We start from the raw sequence: 16550 nt of genomic DNA, 5'->3' as shown, positions 1-16550 counted from the left end.
GTGGCGGGATGCTCTCACAGAAAGCCAAATACGCCCTGCGCGCGCTGCTCGCCCTCGCCGCCGCCGACGAGGGGGAATCGCTGCAGATCGCCGACATCGCCGAGCGCCACCGCATTCCCAAGCGCTTCCTCGAGCAGATCCTGCTCGACCTCAAGCACCACGGGCTCGTCGGCAGCCGGCGCGGCAAGAACGGCGGCTACGTGCTGATCCGCCCGCCGGCCGAGATCACCTTCGCGCAGGTGGTGCGCGTCGTCGACGGGCCGATCGCCCCCTTGCCCTGCCTCAGCCGCATGGCCTACCGGCGGTGCGAGGACTGCGTCGACGAAGCGGCGTGCGCCATCCGGCGCGTCTACGCCGGCGTCCACGACGCCACCGTCCGCATCCTCGAGGGGACCAGCCTCGCCGACGCGGCGGCTTCGGAGGAGACGGCGGACTCGCTTCTCCAGGCGCGGCGCGCCTGATCAACGGGCCTCCCGGCGCGCCGCGCCTGATTGACGGCGCGGCACTGTAAATCTTCACCCAATTCGTGGGTATTCACATCGGCGAAGGATTTTTCGCTTGCGATCACGACCAAGTTGATCGGGTATATGGGGTATCGGGCCGGCACGCCGGCCCCATGCCGATGGAGTCGACGATGACCCTGCGCACCCGTTCCTTCGCGGTCCTCCTGGCCGGTGCGGCGCTCGCCTGCGGCGCGCCGGCGGCGCGGGCCGACAGCAGCCTGCTCAACGTCTCCTACGACCCGACCCGCGAGTTCTACGCGCAGTTCGACAAGGCGTTCGCCGAGACGTGGAAGGCGCGGACCGGGGAGACCGTGACGGTCCGGCAGTCGCACGGCGGGTCGGGCAAGCAGGCGCGGTCGGTGATCGACGGCATCGAGGCCGACGTGGTCACCCTGGCGCTCGCCTACGACATCGACGCCATCGCCGAGGCCGGCCGGATGAACAAGGACTGGCAGAGCGAATTTCCCGACAACAGCGCCCCCTACACCTCGACCATCGTCTTCCTCGTCCGCAAGGGCAATCCCAAGCGGATCGAGGACTGGGACGATCTGGTGAAGCCGGGCGTCCAGGTGATCACGCCCAACCCGAAGACCTCCGGCGGCGCGCGGTGGAACGTGCTCGCCGCCTACGGCTACGCCCTCGACCGCGCCGGCGGCGACGAGGCCAAGGCCCGCGACTTCCTGCGCGACCTCTTCCGGAACGTCCCCGTGCTCGACACCGGCGCCCGCGGCTCGACCATCACCTTCGTCCAGCGCGGCATCGGCGACGTCCTGCTGGCCTGGGAGAACGAGGCGTTCCTCGCGGTGGAGGAGCTGGGCCCCGACCACTTCGACATCGTCGTGCCGTCGCTCAGCATCCTGGCCGAGCCGCCGGTCGCCATCGTCGACGCCGTCGTCGACAGGCGCGGCACCCGTAGGATCGCCGAGGCGTACCTGCGCCACCTCTACTCGCCGGAAGGCCAGGAGCTGGCGGCCAGGAACCATTACCGGCCGCGCCTGGCCGAGGTCGCGAAGCGCTACGCCGACCGCTTCCCCCAGGTGCCCCTGTTCACCGTCGACGAAAAGTTCGGCGGCTGGTCGAAGGCGCAGGCGACCTTCTTCGCCGACGGCGGCGTCTTCGACCAGATCTACACGCCGGGGCGCTGAGCCATGGCCGGCGCTCTCGCCTGGGCCGGTGCGCTGAAGAAGCCCAGCGTGCTTCCCGGCTTCGGGATCGCGCTGGGGTTCACCCTGACGTACCTGTCCCTGATCGTGCTCGTTCCCCTGGCGGCGCTGGTGGCGAGCGCCGCCGGGCTGGGCTGGGACGGCTTCTGGGCGGCGGTGCTGAAGCCGCGGGTGATCGCGGCGTTCCAGGTGAGCTTCGGCAGCGCGCTCGCCGCCGCCGGCCTGAACGCCGTGTTCGGACTGCTCGTCGCCTGGGTGCTGGTGCGCTACGACTTCCCCGGCCGGCGCCTGGTGGACGCCCTGGTCGACCTGCCCTTCGCCCTGCCCACGGCGGTCGCCGGCATCGCGCTGGCGTCGCTGTACGCGCCCAACGGCTGGATCGGCGGCCTGTTCGACCCGCTCGGCCTCAGGGTGGCCTTCACGCCGCTCGGCATCGTCGTGGCGCTGACCTTCGTCGGCCTCCCCTTCGTCGTCCGCACCGTCGAGCCGGTGCTCCAGGACCTCGAGGCGGAGCAGGAGGAGGCCGCGGCGATGCTCGGCGCGGGGCGGCCGTCCACCGTCCTGCGGGTGATCCTGCCGGCGATCCTGCCGGCCCTGCTGACCGGCTTCGCGCTCGCCTTCGCCCGCGCGGTCGGCGAGTACGGGTCCGTCATCTTCATCGCCGGCAACCTGCCGATGGCGTCGGAGATCGTGCCGCTGCTGATCGTCATCCAGCTCGAGCAGTACGACTACGCCGGCGCCACCGCCATCGCCACGCTGATGCTGGCGGCCTCCTTCGCCATGCTCCTGGTGATCAACCTGCTGCAATCCTGGACGAGGTCCCGCCATGGCTCTTGACGCTCCATGGGATGCCGGCGCCGCACTCCCCGCGCCGACGGCGCTGTCGGAGCCGCGGGCCGTCCGCTGCGGCCTGATCGGCCTGGCGCTCGGCTTCCTGGCGCTGTTCCTGGTGCTGCCGCTGGTGGTCGTCTTCAGCCAAGCCCTGGCCGGCGGCGTGGCGGCGTACGCGGCGTCGCTGGCCGAGCCGGACGCACTCGCCGCCATCCGCCTGACCCTGCTCGCCGCGGCCATCGCGGTGCCGCTGAACCTGCTGTTCGGCGTCGCCGCCGCCTGGTGCGTCGCGCGCTTCGAGTTCGCCGGCAAGAGCGTGCTCACCACGCTGATCGACCTGCCGTTCTCGGTGTCGCCGGTGATCTCGGGCCTCGTCTACGTGCTGCTGTTCGGGCTGCACGGCTGGCTGGGGCCGTGGCTGCAGCAGCACGACGTCAAGATCATCTTCGCCGTGCCCGGCATCGTCCTGGCCACCGTCTTCGTGACCTTTCCCTTCGTCGCCCGCGAGCTGATCCCGCTGATGCAGGAGCAGGGCAGCGAGGAGGAGGAGGCCGCCATCGTGCTGGGGGCCTCGGGCTGGCAGACCTTCCGCCGGGTGACCCTGCCGAAGATCAAGTGGGGCCTCCTCTACGGCGTGCTGCTGTGCAACGCCCGCGCCATGGGCGAGTTCGGCGCGGTGTCGGTGGTCTCCGGCCACATCCGGGGCGAGACCAACACGATGCCGCTGCACGTGGAGATCCTCTACACCGAGTACGACATGGTGGCCGCCTTCGCGGTCGCCTCGCTGCTCGCCCTGCTGGCGCTCGTCACCCTGGTCGCCAAGGCCCTGCTCGAATGGCGCTACGCCGACGAGCTGGCGGCGACCCGGCGCCACTGACCCTCGCGACCGGAGCCCCATCATGCACATCGACATCCAGGGCATCACCAAGCGCTTCGGGGCCTACACGGCGCTCGACGCCGTCGACCTGCGGATCGGGGAGGGCGAGCTGGTCGCCCTGCTCGGCCCTTCCGGGTCGGGCAAGACGACCTTGCTGCGCATCGTCGCCGGCCTGGAGACGGCGGACGCCGGCAGCGTCCTGTTCGGGGGCGAGGACGCGCTGCGCCGTCATCCGCGCGAGCGCCGGGTCGGTTTCGTCTTCCAGCACTACGCGCTGTTCCGCCACATGACGGTGTTCGACAACGTCGCCTTCGGCCTGCAGGTGCGGCCGCGGGCGCTGCGCCCGTCGAAGGCGGCCATCATCGAGCGGGTTCATGAGCTGTTGCGGCTGGTCCAGCTGGAGTGGACCGCGAACCGCTACCCCAGCCAGCTCTCGGGCGGGCAGCGCCAGCGGGTGGCGCTGGCCCGCGCGCTCGCCATCGAGCCGCGGGTGCTGCTGCTGGACGAGCCGTTCGGCGCCCTCGACGCCAAGGTCCGCAAGGAGCTGCGGCGCTGGCTGCGCCACCTGCACGACGAGATGGGGATCACCAGCGTCTTCGTGACGCACGACCAGGAGGAGGCGCTGGAGCTGGCCGACCGGGTCGTGGTGATGAACCGCGGCCGCATCGAGCAGGCCGGCACGCCGAGCGCCGTCTACCGCGCCCCCGCCTCGGCGTTCGTCTACGACTTCCTGGGCGACGCCAACCGCATCGACTGCACGATCGACGGCGGGCAGGCGCGCCTCGCCGGACCGGGCACGCCGCTCGGCGGGGTGTCCGGCCACGCCGGACCGGCCACGCTCTACGTCCGGCCCCACGACATCGACCTGCTGCCGGGCGGCGAGGACGGGGCGTCGGGCACGGTCCGGCGGGTCTACGAGGTGGGGCCGCTGGTGCGGGCCGAGGTCGACTACGCCGGCACGGTGCTCGAGGTGGCGCTCCCGCCCGACCGCCGGGACGCGTCCCCGCGCGCCGGGGACCGGGTGCGGGTGGCGGTCCGCAGGGGGCTGGTCTTCGCCGAGGAGCGGCCGGGCGGGGCCGGGCCGATGCAGCTCGTCCCATTCCGCCAGGGCGGGGGAGCCGCCGTGGGCCGTCGCGCCTCGCCCCCGCCCTGACATTGGCGTGTCCTTGCCGCAGGGTCATCGCACGTGACTTTCGCTTCCCCGGCAGACCTTGGAATGCGCCCTCTCCCGCCCCGGGAGAGGGCGAAGCGACCAAATGCGGTCACCCCGGTCCATCCCGCTTGTCTCGGCACCGCGGCTGTGCACCATCCGCGAGGACGCGGCACCGGCAGGGGCGGGCGATGGGTTTCGATCAGGCGGCGTTGACCGCCATCCTGGCGGTCGTGCTGGCGGCGTTCGCGGCGGGGCGGTGGCGCTACGACGTCGTGGCGATCGGCGGCCTGCTGGCCGCCGTGGGCGCCGGGCTGGTGCCGGCGGAGGCCGCCTTCGTCGGCTTCGCCAACCCGGCGGTGATCACGGTCGCCGCCGTCCTCGTCCTGGCGCGGACGGCGGCGGAGTCGGGGGTGTTCGACCGGGTGGCGGGACGGCTGCTCGCGCCGGCGCGGTCGCTGCCGGCCGAGCTCGCCATCCTCTGCGGCCTCGGCGCCGCCACCTCGGCCTTCATGAACAACATCGGCGCCATCTCCCTGTTCCTGCCGGTGGCCCTGTCGCTGGCCGCCCGCCAGGGCCGGCCGCCGGGGCTCTACCTGATGCCGCTGTCCTACGCCACCCTGCTCGGCGGCATGGTGTCGCTGATCGGCACGCCGGCGAACCTGCTGGTGTCCGGGTTCCGCGCCGGGGCGGTGGGCGAGCCGTTCGGGCTGCTGGCGTTCGCCCCGGTCGGGGCGCCGCTGGCGGTGCTGGGCGTCGCCTACCTCGCCCTGGCCGGCTGGCGCTTCCTGCCGGCCGCGCGGGACGATGCGGACGCCGGCGAGCCGGCCGGCCCCGGCGCCTTCGACACGGAGCTGCTCGTCGCCGCAGGCTCGCCCCGCGCCGGGCGCACCGTCGCCGCGCTGGAGAGCGACACCGGCGTCGAGGTGCACGGGATCGTCCGGGAAGGCCGGCGGGTCTTCGCCCGCCTGGCCGGCGAGGCGCTGCGGGACGGCGACGTGCTCCTCGCCCGGGCCGACGCCGGCACCTTGCGGCGGCTCGCCCGCTCCGACGGTCTGGCCGCCGCGGGCGATCCGGGAACCGCGGACGGGGTGCTGGCGGAGGTGGTGGTGGCGCCCGACGCGCCGCTTCAGGGGAGCTGCGCCGTGACCCTCGACCTGGAAGGGCGCTGGGGCGTGACCCTGGTGGCGGCCGCCCGGCAGGGCCGGCGCAGCGAGGGGAGGCTGGCCGAGGCGACGCTGGCGACCGGCGACGTCCTGCTGCTGCGCGGCGAGCGCGAGGCGATCCGCCGGGCGGCGGCCGACCTCGGCTGCCTGCTGCTGGCCGACCGCGACCTGCCGGTGCCGCCGCGCCGTTCGCCGCTTGCCGGTGCCGTCTTCGCGGCGGCGGTCCTCGGCGCGGCGTTCGGCCTCGCCCCGCCGGAGATCGTGTTCGTCCTCGGCGTCTTGGCGCTGGTCGTGGCCGGCCGCGTCAGCCCGTCCGAGCTGTACCGCACCGTGGAATGGCCGGTGATCGTCCTGCTCGCCGCCATGATCCCGCTGGGCGAGGCGCTGCAGGCGACCGGCACCGCCGGGCTGGCCGCCCAGACGGTGCTGGCCGTCGCCGGCGGTCTCGGACCGGCGGTGCCGCTGGTGCTCGTCCTGGCGGCGACCATGCTGCTGACCCCGGTGCTGAACAACCCCGCCACCGTCGCGGTGATGGCGCCGATCGCGCTGGACCTCGCCGGCCGCCTCGGCGTGTCGGCGGATCCGTTCCTCGTCGCCGTGGCCGTCGGCGCCTCGTGCGACTTCCTGACGCCGTTCGGCCACCACAACAACGCGCTGGTCATGGGGCCGGGGGGCTACCGCTTCGCCGACTTCGCCCGCGTCGGTGCGGGGCTCGAACTGCTGGTGATCGCCGCCGGGGCGGCGCTGATCCTCCTCGTCTGGGGCCTGTGACCGGGTCTGGGGCCTGTGACCGGGCCGATCGCCGGCCGGCGGACCCGGCTACCGGATCAGCAGGACCGCGAGGCCGGTGCCGATCAGCGTCCCGGCCCACAGCCGGTCGAAGTTGATCCAGCCGCGCCGCAGCACGCCGAGGCCCACGGTGTGGAACACCAGGAGGGCGACGGCGGCGATCACCGCGAGCATCGCCGCCATGTGCACCAGGACGACGGCGGCGCCGGCCGCGGCGGAGCCGAGCGCCGCGACGGAGCCCGTCATGTCGCGTCCCGGTCCGCACAGCGACAGGGCCAGCATCTGAGCCGGGGCCAGCATGCCGAGGAGCAGGGGCAGGATCATCAGCCCCGCCCCGTGCACCGAGGCCATCAGGAACGACCACAGGGTCAGGCCGGCGAAGCCGGTGCGCATGCCGACCCGCACCCGGTGGCGCGGACCGCGGCCCAGCCGGTGGACGCCGAAGCCGATGAGGATCGCGGCCAAACCCGGCTTCACGACCTCAGGCGTGGCGACGAGCTGGGTCAGGCCGAAGCCCAGGAACACCGCCAGCACCGACAGGGCGTGGCCCAGGGCGATCGGCGGCAACGCCTTCAAGACGGCGCCGCGCCGCCCCTCCTGGAGGCCGAGGGCCACCGCGAACAGCCAGCCCATCGCCGGGTTGGAGCCGTGGAAGGCGCCGAGCCCGGCGAGCGCCAGCCATTGCCAGGGATCGCTCATGGATAGCAGTAGGAATCCGACGAGGCGTCGCCGCCCTCGAGCCGCACCTGATGGCCCCGGAACCCGTCGTCGAAGCGCAGGAAGAAATGCTCGTCGATGGCGAGGCCGCCGTCCGGAGCGGCGTCGAGCTTCACCATCCAGCTCTCGATGCCGTCGGGGTAGAACTGCTCGTCCCAGGTGCGGTACAGGGAATTGGTGAAGTAGACCCTCCGACCGTCGCGGCTCACCTCGACCATCTGCGGTCCGCCGTTCAGACCGCCCTCCGCGGCCGGATGGCCGGCCCGCGCGGCGATCCCGCCCAGGCGGACCGATCCCGTCAGTTCGGGCTGGAACGGGTCGGCCACGTCGTACCGGCGCAGTTCGCCGGTCCCCCAGCACGCGACGTAGAGCCAGCGGTCGTCGAGCGACAGGTCGATGTCGGTGACGAGCGGCGGCACGGCCTTGAAATCCTTGAGGAGCGGCGGCAGGCGGTCCGGGTCCGCCGGCTCGGCCGGGATGTCGATGATCTTCCGCATCGCCCACCGCTCGCCCTCGCGGTGCCACAGCCAGATGGATGAGGACAGGTCCGTCAGGTTGACCACGGCGTTCATGAAGCCGTGCGTCCTGGTCGGGTCGTGGGCCGGCCGCAGTTCGAGCGCCAGCTGGTATTCGGGGCCGAGGTCGATGGTCTGCTGGTGCCGGCGCTTGCGCAGATCCCAGAAATGGACCTGGTGGCCGTATTTGGCGCCGAGGAGCAGCTCCGGATCGAGGCCGTTCTCGATCATGTCGGGCGTGCCCCACTCGCTGGTGATCATCGTGTCCTGGCCGAGATGCCACCAGACGTCGTAGGCCAGGAACTGCGGCCCCCGGTCGATCTCCCACTGGCCGAGCACGTCGAACGTCTCGTGGTCCATGAGGAACACCCCGCCGGGCCCGCCGCCGTCGCCGTTTCCGGTCCCCAGCGCGCTGACGTAGATGCCCTCGGGCCCGCAGTGGAGGGTGTGGGGGCGGGAATAGTTGGCCCGCGCCGCCAGCTCCTCCGGTTCGATCACCTTGACGATCTTCGGGTTGGCCGGGTCGGGCTTGGTGTCGACGATGTGGATGCGCGAGGAGCGCAGCCCCGGCACGATCAGGTAGCGGCGTTCCACATGGGGATGCGGTGCATAGGGGCACAGGGCGGAGCTGCAGGCGTTCCAGCCGAAATGGTGCAGTTCGTCGCCGGGGTTGGGCATGTCCAGCCGGGCGATGACCCGGCCGTAGCGCGGCGAGGCCGGATCGACGTCGACGACGCCGAGCGCGTCCGGGCGTGCATCGGCGGCGACGTTCAGCATCGCCACATAGGCGAGCCGTTCGGGCGGCGCCCGCATCGCCATGCGGGGCGAGGGGTAGAAAGTGGGATCGGGAGTCCAGGTTGGCATCGGGCGTCCTCCCTGATGGCCGCACTCCGGAATTCCGAGAAGCTAGCGCCGCACGCCGCGACCGATCAAACGGGCATAGGGCGGTGGCCGCCGCCCGGTGGAGGGCCGTGCCGACCCATTTCGGGCGGTGGCTTCCCAAACCGATCGGGCGGTGGCCGACCGGGAGCGGACACAACGCCCTTGCAGCATAGTGCACGTCCGGATGCGGTGTGCATGTAATATGATGCATTTTGCCGTTGCCGGCCCCTCGGTCATGCATTATAGTTCCTGCATCACCGCATTCCGGCCAACCGCAACGGCGTCAGACGATGATCGATTTCCGCACCCATCCCGGCCAGTACAAGCACTGGAAGCTGTCCATCGAGGGCGACGTGGCGACCCTGGTGATGGACGTCGACCCCGCGGGCGGCCTGTTCGACGGGTACGAGCTGAAGATGAACTCGTACGACCTCGGCGTCGACATCGAGCTCTACGACGCCGTGCAGCGCCTGCGCTTCGAGCATCCGGAGGTGCGCTGCGTCGTCGTGACCTCGGCGAAGGAGAAGATCTTCTGCGCCGGCGCCAACATCCGCATGCTCGGCAAGGCCAGCCACGGCCACAAGGTCAACTTCTGCAAGTTCACCAACGAGACCCGCCTGTCGATCGAGGACGCGACCGACTTCTCGCGGCAGATCTACCTGTGCGCGGTGAACGGCACGGCGGCCGGCGGCGGCTACGAGCTGGCGCTGGCGACCGACTACATCATCATGGCCGACGACGGCAACACCTCGGTGTCGCTGCCCGAGGTGCCGCTGCTGGCGGTGCTGCCGGGCACCGGCGGCCTCACCCGCGTCACCGACAAGCGCAAGGTGCGCCGCGACCTCGCCGACATCTTCAGCTCGACCGAGGAAGGGGTGCGCGGCAAGCGCGCCGTCGACTGGCGCCTGGTCGACGAGGTGGTGCCGCTGTCGCGCTTCCAGGACACGGTGCGCGCCCGCGCCGCCGAGTTCGCCGCCCGCTCCGACCGTCCGGCCGACGCCCGGGGGATCGCGCTGACGCCGCTGGAGCGCACCATCGACGGCGACCGCATCGCCTACCGCCACGTGCGCGTCGTTCTCGACCGCGGCGTGCGCGCCGCCAACATCACCATCACCGCGCCGGAAGAAGCGCCCCCCGCCGACGCCGCCGGCATCCACGCCCAGGGCGAGGCGTTCTGGCCGCTCGCCCTGGCGCGCGAGCTGGACGACCTGATCCTGCACCTGCGCACCAACGAGCCGACCGTCACCTCCTGGATCTTCCGCAGCGAGGGCAGCCTCGACCAGGTCGCCGCCTACGACGCGCTGCTGCAGGCGGCGCAGTCCGACTGGCTCGGCCGCGAGATCGTGCTGTACTGGAAGCGCACCCTGAAGCGGCTCGACACCACCTCGCGCAGCCTCTTCGCGCTGATCGAGCCGGGCAGCTGCTTCGCCGGCTTCCTCCTGGAGATCGCCTTCGCCGCCGACCGCTCCTTCATGCTGGACGGCCGCTGGGAGGGCGACAACCGGCCGGCCGCGGCGATCCGCCTGTCGGCCCTCAACTTCGCCGACCTGCCCATGGGCAACGGCCTGTCGCGCCTCGCCACCCGCTTCCTCGGCGAGCCGGCGAGCGTCGAGGCGGCGCGGGCGCGGATCGGCGAGGAGCTGGACGCCGAGGCCGCCGGCGGGGGCGGGCTGGTCACCGCCACGCCCGACGACATCGACTGGGACGACGAGCTGCGCCTGATGCTGGAGGAGCGCGCCAGCTTCTCCGCCGACGCGCTGACGGGCATGGAGGCGAACCTCCGCTTCGCCGGCCCCGAGACCATGGAAACCAAGATCTTCGGCCGCCTCACCGCCTGGCAGAACTGGATCTTCCAGCGCCCCAACGCGGTCGGCGAGGGCGGCGCCCTCAAGCTCTACGGCTCCGGCAAGCGCGCCGACTACAACCTGGAAAGGGTGTGAGATCCATGTCGACCATCAATTACGCCGACAAGATCCCCAACAACGTCCACCTCTCGGACGACCGCAAGTTGCAGCGCGCGCTGGAGAGCTGGCAGCCGCACTACATCGACTGGTGGCGCGAGATGGGCCCCGAGGGCTCGCTCGACTACGACGTCTACCTGCGCACCGCCATCTCCGCCGCCCCCGACGGCTGGGCCCAGTTCGGCCACGTCAAGATGCCGGACTACCGCTGGGGCATCTTCCTCGCCCCGCCCGAGCAGGACCGCAGGATCGCCTTCGGCGCCCACCGGGGCGAGCCGGTGTGGAACGAGGTGCCGGGCGAGTACCGCGCGCCCCTGCGCCGCCTCATCGCCATCCAGGGCGACACCGAGCCGGCGTCGGTCGAGCAGCAGCGCCACCTCGGCGCCACCTGCCCGTCGCTCTACGACCTGCGCAACCTGTTCCAGGTCAACGTCGAGGAGGGCCGCCACCTCTGGGCCATGGTCTACCTGCTGCACGCCTATTTCGGCCGCGACGGCCGCGAGGAGGCGGAGGAGCTGCTGGCCCGGCGCTCGGGCGACGAGGACAAGCCGCGCATCCTCGGCGCCTTCAACGAGAAGACGCCGAACTGGCTGTCCTTCTTCATGTTCACCTTCTTCACCGACCGCGACGGCAAGTTCCAGCTGGCATCGCTGGCCGAGAGCAGCTTCGACCCGCTGGCCCGCACCTGCCGCTTCATGCTGACCGAGGAGGCGCACCACCTGTTCGTCGGCGAGAGCGGCATCTCCCGCATCGTCGAGCGCACCTGCCAGGTCATGCGCGAGCACAAGACCGAGGACGTCCGCCAGTACGGCGTCATCGACCTGCCGACCATCCAGAAGTACCTGAACTTCCACTTTTCCGTGACGTCCGACCTGTACGGCTCGGAGGTCTCGACCAACGCCGCCAACTTCTATCACGCCGGGCTCAAGGGCCGCTTCGAGGAGACCAAGATCGCCGACGACCACCAGCTCGACGAGACCGCCTACGGCGTCGTGCACCACGTCGACGGCGCCTTCAAGACGGTGGACGTGCCCGCCCTCAACGCCCTCAACGACCGCCTGCGCCAGGACTGGATCGCCGACGTCGCCAGGGGCGTCGAGCGCTGGAACCGGGTCATCCAGAAGCACGGCATCGACTTCCGGCTCACGCTGCCGCACGTCGCCTTCCACCGCGCCATCGGCCACTTCAATCACCTCTCGGTGACGCCCGACGGGCGCATCCTGCCGCGCGACGACTGGGAACGGCAGGCGCACCGCTGGCTGCCCACCGACGACGACCAGGCCTACGTCAACTCGCTGATGGCGGCGCCGGTGACCGAGCCGGGCAAGTTCGCCAACTGGATCGCCCCGCCGGCGCGCGGCATCAACAACCAGCCCATCGACTTCGAGTACGTCCGCTTCGCCTGAGCCCGACGGACCCGGCCGGACCCTTCCCCGGCCGGGCCGCCACGCCGCGGCCGCCGCCAAGGACAATGGAACAGAGGACATGGAGCTTCGTCGTCAACACCTGATCGACCCGGCGATCTGCATCCGCTGCAACACCTGCGAGGAGACGTGCCCGATCGGCGCGATCACCCACGACGACCGGAACTACGTCGTCCGCTTCGACGTCTGCAACGGCTGCGGCCACTGCGTGCCGCCATGCCCGACCGGGGCGATCGACAGCTGGATCCTGGTGAAGCAGCCCTGGTCCATCGAGGACCAGTTCGGCTGGGACGACCTGCCGGCGTCGGAGGAGGGCGAGGCGGAGGCGGCCGGGCCGGCGGACTCCGCCGAGCCGGCCGAGGTGGCGGCGATCATCGAGACGGCGACGGCCGCCACCGGCGGCCGGGTGCCGCCGCCCTTCTCGGCGGCCCACCCCTACGTCCACATCTACACCCGCGAACGGCCGGCGGTCGCCAAGGTGGCGGGCAACTACCGCATCACCGACCCCGAGACCGAGTCCGACATCCACCACATCGTGCTCGACTTCGGGCAGCAGGCCTTCCCGGTGCTGGAGGGCCAGAGCATCGGCATCGTCCCGCCCGGCAGCGACGCCAAGGGCCGCGCCCACACCGTGCGCCTCTACTCCGTCGCCAGCCCGCGCGACGGCGAGCGGCCCAACCACAACAACGTCTCGCTCACCGTCAAGCGGGTGGTCGCCCGCGGCGCCGACGGCACGGCGCAGCCGGGGCTGGCGTCCAACTACCTGTGCGACGCCCGCAAGGGCGACGAGGTGCTGGTGACCGGGCCGTTCGGCGACTCCTTCCTGATGCCGAACCATCCCGAAGCCAACATCATCATGATCTGCACCGGCACCGGTTCGGCGCCCTTCCGCGCCTTCACCGAGCGGCGCCGGCGTCGGGCCCCCGACGCGCCGGGCCGGCTGATGCTGTTCTTCGGCGCCCGCTCGCCGGGCGAGCTGCCCTATTTCGGGCCGCTGATGAAGCTGCCGGCGTCGCTGATCGACGTGAACCTCGCCTTCTCGCGGCTCGCCGACCAGCCCAAGGTGTACGTCCAGGACAAGATCCGCGAGCGCGGCGGCGACGTCGCCTCCCTGCTCGGCAGCGGCGACACCTTCGTCTACGTCTGCGGCCTCAAGGGCATGGAGCAGGGCTGCGAGGAGGCGCTGGCCGACGTCTGCCGCCGCCACGGCCTCGACTGGACCGCGCTGCGCGCCGCCATGCGCCGGGAAGGGCGCTACCACGTCGAGACGTATTGAGGGGGGACCGCCGCGGCACCTTCACCCGATCGCCGCCAGGAGCCAGTCGTGGAAGGCCGCCATGGCCGGCGTCGGCTGGCGCGACTGCAGGCGGGTCAGCCAGTAGCTGCCCATGGAGGTGCTGACGTCGAAGGGCTGCCGGATCTCGCCGGCCGCCAGCAGGCGGGGGAACATCAGCGGCGGGCACAGCGCCACGCCGGTGCCCTGCAGGGCGGCCTCCATCATCGTCAGGGACGAATCGAAGACGATCCCCTTCGGCAGGGGGGCCGGCACGGGCACGCCGGCGGCGGCGAACCAGGTGGTCCACTCGTCGGCGCGGTAGGAGCGCAGCAGCGTCTGGTTCAGGAGGTCGGCGGGCGTGCGCAGGGTGTCGGCGATCGCCGGGACGCACAGGACCGTCAGCGGCGCCTCGAACAGGCGGACCGCCTCGATGCCGTGCCAGGCGCCGCTGCCGAAGCGGATGGCGTGGTCGAGGCCCTCGGCCGCCATGTCGACCCGGTTGTTGTTGGTCGACAGGCGCACGTCGATGAACGGATGCCGTTCCTGGAAGTCGGCGAGCCGCGGCAGCAGCCAGCCCACGGCGAAGGTGCCGACGGCGCCGACGGTCAGCACCTGGCGGACGTGTCCGCCCTGGAAGCGCTCCAGCATGTCCGCCATGCGGTCGAAGGACTCCCGCAGCACCGGCAGCAGGGCCTCCCCCTCCTCGGTGATCAGCAGCCCGCGCGGCAGGCGCTTGAACAGGGTGACGTTCAGCCGCCGCTCCAGCACCTTGACCTGATGGCTGACGGCGGCCTGGGTGACGCACAGCTCGATCGCCGCGCGGGTGAAGCTGAGGTGGCGCGCCGACGCCTCGAAGGCGCGCAGCGCGTTGAGCGGCAGGTGAGGACGGACCATGGATGCCCAAATCCAATTTGTGGCTCGTCCTAGATAACGTGGTTTGCGGGTGCGGTCAAAAGCCCCTACCCTGGTCCGCGTCAACAACCCCCGGCTGCAAGACGACGTCGCCATGCCGCGGCCGGGCGGCCTGCCTTCATCCCATCCCTTCGGAGTTCGACATGACGTGCGCATTGACGCGCCGCGGCTTCGCCGCGGCGATCGGAACCCTCGTGGCCGGCGGCCTGCTGGCACGCCCCGGGTTGGCCCGTGCGGCCGGCGGATCCGGCGACGCCCTGGCGCGGGCGCTGGCCGAGACGGAACGGCGCCTCGGCGCCCGGCTCGGCGTGGTCGTCGACGACACCGGGAGCGGGCGGCGCTGGGCCAGCCGCCCCGACGAGCGCTTCCCCATGTGCAGCACCTTCAAGGTGCTGGCCTGCGGCGCCGTGCTGGCGCGGGTCGACGCCGGCCGGGAGACGCTGGAGCGGCGCGTCCGCTTCACCGCCGCCGATCTCGTCACCTATTCGCCGGTGACCAAGGACCATGCGGGCGGCGACGGGATGACCCTGGCGGCGCTCTGCGAGGCGGCGATGACCCGCAGCGACAACACCGCCGCCAACCTGATCCTGAAAGGTCTCGGCGGGGCGTCGGCGGTGACCGACTTCGCGCGCTCGCTGGGCGACACCATGACCCGGCTGGACCGCCTGGAGACCGAACTGAATGAGGCCAAGCCGGGCGATCCGCGCGACACGACGACGCCGGCCGCCATGGCCGCCGACCTGCGCGCCCTCGTCCTCGGCGACCGTCTGTCCCGGGAGTCGCGCGACCGGCTCACGGCGTGGATGCTGGCCAACAAGACGGGCGACGCGCGGCTGCGCGCCGGCCTGCCCGCGGGATGGCGCATCGGCGACAAGACCGGCAGCGGCGACCGCGGCACGTCCAACGACGTGGCGGTGATCTGGCCGACCGGCCGGCCGCCGCTGGTGGTCACCGTCTACATCACGCAGACGGGGGCCTCCTTCGACGACCGCAACCGTGCCATCGCCGGCATCGCGCGGTCCCTGACGGCCGCGCTGGACGCCTGAACCGGGTGTTCGGGCTCAGGGCGCCTCGGTCAGCAGCGCCGTGTAGCGGCGCTGCATCTCCTCCGGCGTCACCGCCTCGATGCTGTGGCCGATCATCCACAGGTGCCCGAAGGGATCGCGCACCTTGCCGCTGCGCTCGCCGTAGAAATGGTCCTGCGGCGCCTGCACCAGGGTGGCGCCGGCCTCGACCGCCCGGCGGATCAGCGCGTCGGCGTCGTCGACGTGCAGGTGGATGGCGGCCCCGGCGTCGCACCCGCCGGCCGGGGCATGGATGCCGTATTCGGGAAACTCGTCGGAGATCATCAGGACGGCCGGACCGATCTCCAGTTCGGCATGGCCGATGCGGCCGCTCGGTTCCACCAGGCGGTAGCGTTCGGTGGCGCCGAACACCTGCGCGTAGAACGCGATCGCCGCGTCGGCCCCGCGGGCGCGGAGATAGATGTAGACCTCGTGGATCGCCACGCCTTGTCTCCCGTCGTCGAAACGCCGACGCCAATGCAGCAGCTTTCCCGCCGGCTGTCGCTCACCATGTTGCTGCCTTCAACCGCCCCCGGGGGAGTGATCGTGAAGAAGCCCTATGCCCTCATCCTCGCCGCGCTCGCGGTGCCGCCGCTCGCCTACGCCGGACTGGCCATGGCGGTGGGGCGGGACCAGGTGTGGGAGACGCTGTTCGGCCGGCCGGCCGTGGACCCGGTGGACTTCGCCACCCTGGTGCCGCCGGACGATCCCACCCATCATCTCGTCTGCCCGCCCGGGCTGTGCCGGGGGGGCGCCGCCGCCAGCCCGGTGTTCGCGGCGCCCGCGCCGGTGCAGCGGGCCGCCTGGATGCGGTTGCTGGAGCGGTCCGGCGCCCGCTGGCTCGACCGCGGGTCGCCGGAACGGGCCGACGGCACGCTGGAAGCGGAGGTGCGCACGCCGTGGCTGCGCTTCCCCGACGTGGTGACCATCCGCCCCGTGCCGCTGGAGGGCGGCCGCTCGACGGTCGCCGTCTACAGCCGCTCGCTCTACGGTCGCGGCGACTTCGGGACCAACCGCCGGCGGGTGGACGGTTGGCTGGCGACGCTGGCGGACGAACTCGGCCGCGCTCCCTGAGGGATGCGGTCGGGAGGGATTGGACGGGGAGGGATGGGGCGGCGGCGCGGCGCGGCGATGGTGCAAAGCGGCCCGCCCGCCCGCCCCGATCGGCCGGGCGAACGGGCGGAACCGCCCCCTAGGTCCCCGTCAGGGGTCACAGGTCGGCGCAGGCGTACGCGTTGATCTCGTTGCCCACGCTGATCTCGACGATCTTGGGCTTGCGCCAGCTCTTCATGTTTCGACTCCCTATCCGTTGAGGCACGG

The 16550-nt window shown here is 71.9% G+C and carries 16 protein-coding genes; 11 read left to right on the top strand and 5 right to left on the bottom strand.

Going from position 1 to position 16550, the window contains the following annotated elements:
• Window positions 1-8: 8 nt before the first annotated feature.
• The 6 genes from ACSBPG_RS15700 (at window position 9) to ACSBPG_RS15675 (ending at window position 6461) form a co-directional block, all read left to right on the top strand.
• Complete coding sequence (locus tag ACSBPG_RS15700; protein WP_435538122.1) at window positions 9-461, top strand: RrF2 family transcriptional regulator; 453 nt, start codon at window positions 9-11, stop codon at window positions 459-461.
• A 173-nt stretch (window positions 462-634) separates the two neighbouring features.
• Window positions 635-1648, top strand: a complete 1014-nt coding sequence (locus ACSBPG_RS15695) for a sulfate ABC transporter substrate-binding protein (RefSeq protein ID WP_435538121.1) — start codon at window positions 635-637, stop codon at window positions 1646-1648.
• A 3-nt stretch (window positions 1649-1651) separates the two neighbouring features.
• On the top strand, window positions 1652-2503 hold the full coding sequence (gene cysT, locus ACSBPG_RS15690) for a sulfate ABC transporter permease subunit CysT (protein ID WP_435538120.1): 852 nt from the start codon (window positions 1652-1654) through the stop codon (window positions 2501-2503).
• Window positions 2493-3374: a sulfate ABC transporter permease subunit CysW gene (gene cysW, locus ACSBPG_RS15685; RefSeq protein WP_435538119.1), complete on the top strand. Its 882-nt coding sequence runs from the start codon at window positions 2493-2495 to the stop codon at window positions 3372-3374. The genes cysT and cysW overlap by 11 nt, the downstream gene beginning before the upstream one ends.
• Window positions 3375-3396: 22 nt before the next feature.
• Window positions 3397-4527, top strand: coding sequence for a sulfate/molybdate ABC transporter ATP-binding protein (locus ACSBPG_RS15680; RefSeq protein ID WP_435538118.1), 1131 nt, complete (start codon window positions 3397-3399; stop codon window positions 4525-4527).
• Between the two features lie 188 nt (window positions 4528-4715).
• Entirely contained in the window at window positions 4716-6461 is a 1746-nt protein-coding gene (locus tag ACSBPG_RS15675; RefSeq protein WP_435538117.1) for an SLC13 family permease, read from the top strand.
• Window positions 6462-6509: 48 nt separating this feature from the next.
• On the opposite strand, the gene ACSBPG_RS15670 is transcribed toward ACSBPG_RS15675, so the two are convergent.
• Together ACSBPG_RS15670 and ACSBPG_RS15665 are read right to left on the bottom strand one after the other, a co-directional pair.
• Entirely contained in the window at window positions 6510-7178 is a 669-nt protein-coding gene (locus ACSBPG_RS15670) for a hypothetical protein (RefSeq protein ID WP_435538116.1), read from the bottom strand.
• Window positions 7175-8575: a selenium-binding protein SBP56-related protein gene (locus tag ACSBPG_RS15665; RefSeq protein WP_435538115.1), complete on the bottom strand. Its 1401-nt coding sequence runs from the start codon at window positions 8573-8575 to the stop codon at window positions 7175-7177. The genes ACSBPG_RS15670 and ACSBPG_RS15665 overlap by 4 nt, the downstream gene beginning before the upstream one ends.
• Before the next feature lie 308 nt (window positions 8576-8883).
• Here ACSBPG_RS15665 and boxC point away from each other — a divergent pair, with 308 nt between their 5' ends.
• The 3 genes from boxC (at window position 8884) to boxA (ending at window position 13254) form a co-directional block, all read left to right on the top strand.
• Window positions 8884-10533 carry a 2,3-epoxybenzoyl-CoA dihydrolase gene (gene boxC, locus ACSBPG_RS15660; RefSeq protein WP_435538114.1) on the top strand — a complete coding sequence of 550 codons (1650 nt, stop codon included), beginning with the start codon at window positions 8884-8886 and terminating at the stop codon, window positions 10531-10533.
• Window positions 10534-10538: 5 nt separating this feature from the next.
• Window positions 10539-11960 carry a benzoyl-CoA 2,3-epoxidase subunit BoxB gene (gene boxB / locus ACSBPG_RS15655; protein WP_435538113.1) on the top strand — a complete coding sequence of 474 codons (1422 nt, stop codon included), beginning with the start codon at window positions 10539-10541 and terminating at the stop codon, window positions 11958-11960.
• A gap of 79 nt (window positions 11961-12039) precedes the next feature.
• Entirely contained in the window at window positions 12040-13254 is a 1215-nt protein-coding gene (boxA, locus tag ACSBPG_RS15650; RefSeq protein ID WP_435538112.1) for a benzoyl-CoA 2,3-epoxidase subunit BoxA, read from the top strand.
• Window positions 13255-13275: 21 nt separating this feature from the next.
• Here the strand turns inward: boxA and ACSBPG_RS15645 are convergent, their stop codons facing one another.
• The gene (locus ACSBPG_RS15645) at window positions 13276-14148 is read right to left on the bottom strand and encodes a LysR family transcriptional regulator (protein WP_435538111.1); all 873 of its coding nucleotides are present in this window, start codon (window positions 14146-14148) and stop codon (window positions 13276-13278) included.
• A 161-nt stretch (window positions 14149-14309) separates the two neighbouring features.
• Here ACSBPG_RS15645 and bla point away from each other — a divergent pair, with 161 nt between their 5' ends.
• The gene (gene bla, locus ACSBPG_RS15640) at window positions 14310-15212 is read left to right on the top strand and encodes a class A beta-lactamase (protein WP_435538110.1); all 903 of its coding nucleotides are present in this window, start codon (window positions 14310-14312) and stop codon (window positions 15210-15212) included.
• A 15-nt stretch (window positions 15213-15227) separates the two neighbouring features.
• On the opposite strand, the gene ACSBPG_RS15635 is transcribed toward bla, so the two are convergent.
• Entirely contained in the window at window positions 15228-15674 is a 447-nt protein-coding gene (locus ACSBPG_RS15635) for a VOC family protein (RefSeq protein ID WP_435538109.1), read from the bottom strand.
• Window positions 15675-15776: 102 nt separating this feature from the next.
• On the opposite strand from ACSBPG_RS15635, the gene ACSBPG_RS15630 reads away from it, so the two are divergent.
• A complete protein-coding gene (locus tag ACSBPG_RS15630; RefSeq protein WP_435538108.1) occupies window positions 15777-16304 on the top strand; it encodes a DUF1499 domain-containing protein in 528 nt (175 codons plus the stop codon).
• Window positions 16305-16440: 136 nt separating this feature from the next.
• On the opposite strand, the gene pqqA is transcribed toward ACSBPG_RS15630, so the two are convergent.
• Window positions 16441-16521, bottom strand: coding sequence for a pyrroloquinoline quinone precursor peptide PqqA (pqqA, locus tag ACSBPG_RS15625; RefSeq protein WP_435538137.1), 81 nt, complete (start codon window positions 16519-16521; stop codon window positions 16441-16443).
• Window positions 16522-16550: the final 29 nt, after the last annotated feature.

The sequence above is a fragment of the Azospirillum sp. ST 5-10 genome (assembly GCF_051225715.1).
Lineage (GTDB): Bacteria > Pseudomonadota > Alphaproteobacteria > Azospirillales > Azospirillaceae > Azospirillum.
Note: the sequence above shows the minus strand (reverse complement) of the source record. Positions and strands in the feature narration are given on the sequence as shown.

Bases quoted from the DNA above. Each gene is read 5' to 3' on its own strand.
- ACSBPG_RS15700 (WP_435538122.1), top strand. From the start codon at position 9: ATGCTCTCACAGAAAGCCAAATACGCCCTGCGCGCGCTGCTCGCCCTC.
- ACSBPG_RS15695 (WP_435538121.1), top strand. From the start codon at position 635: ATGACCCTGCGCACCCGTTCCTTCGCGGTCCTCCTGGCCGGTGCGGCG.
- cysT (WP_435538120.1), top strand. From the start codon at position 1,652: ATGGCCGGCGCTCTCGCCTGGGCCGGTGCGCTGAAGAAGCCCAGCGTG.
- cysW (WP_435538119.1), top strand. From the start codon at position 2,493: ATGGCTCTTGACGCTCCATGGGATGCCGGCGCCGCACTCCCCGCGCCG.
- ACSBPG_RS15680 (WP_435538118.1), top strand. From the start codon at position 3,397: ATGCACATCGACATCCAGGGCATCACCAAGCGCTTCGGGGCCTACACG.
- ACSBPG_RS15675 (WP_435538117.1), top strand. From the start codon at position 4,716: ATGGGTTTCGATCAGGCGGCGTTGACCGCCATCCTGGCGGTCGTGCTG.
- ACSBPG_RS15670 (WP_435538116.1), bottom strand. From the start codon at position 7,178: ATGAGCGATCCCTGGCAATGGCTGGCGCTCGCCGGGCTCGGCGCCTTC.
- ACSBPG_RS15665 (WP_435538115.1), bottom strand. From the start codon at position 8,575: ATGCCAACCTGGACTCCCGATCCCACTTTCTACCCCTCGCCCCGCATG.
- boxC (WP_435538114.1), top strand. From the start codon at position 8,884: ATGATCGATTTCCGCACCCATCCCGGCCAGTACAAGCACTGGAAGCTG.
- boxB (WP_435538113.1), top strand. From the start codon at position 10,539: ATGTCGACCATCAATTACGCCGACAAGATCCCCAACAACGTCCACCTC.
- boxA (WP_435538112.1), top strand. From the start codon at position 12,040: ATGGAGCTTCGTCGTCAACACCTGATCGACCCGGCGATCTGCATCCGC.
- ACSBPG_RS15645 (WP_435538111.1), bottom strand. From the start codon at position 14,148: ATGGTCCGTCCTCACCTGCCGCTCAACGCGCTGCGCGCCTTCGAGGCG.
- bla (WP_435538110.1), top strand. From the start codon at position 14,310: ATGACGTGCGCATTGACGCGCCGCGGCTTCGCCGCGGCGATCGGAACC.
- pqqA (WP_435538137.1), bottom strand. From the start codon at position 16,521: ATGAAGAGCTGGCGCAAGCCCAAGATCGTCGAGATCAGCGTGGGCAAC.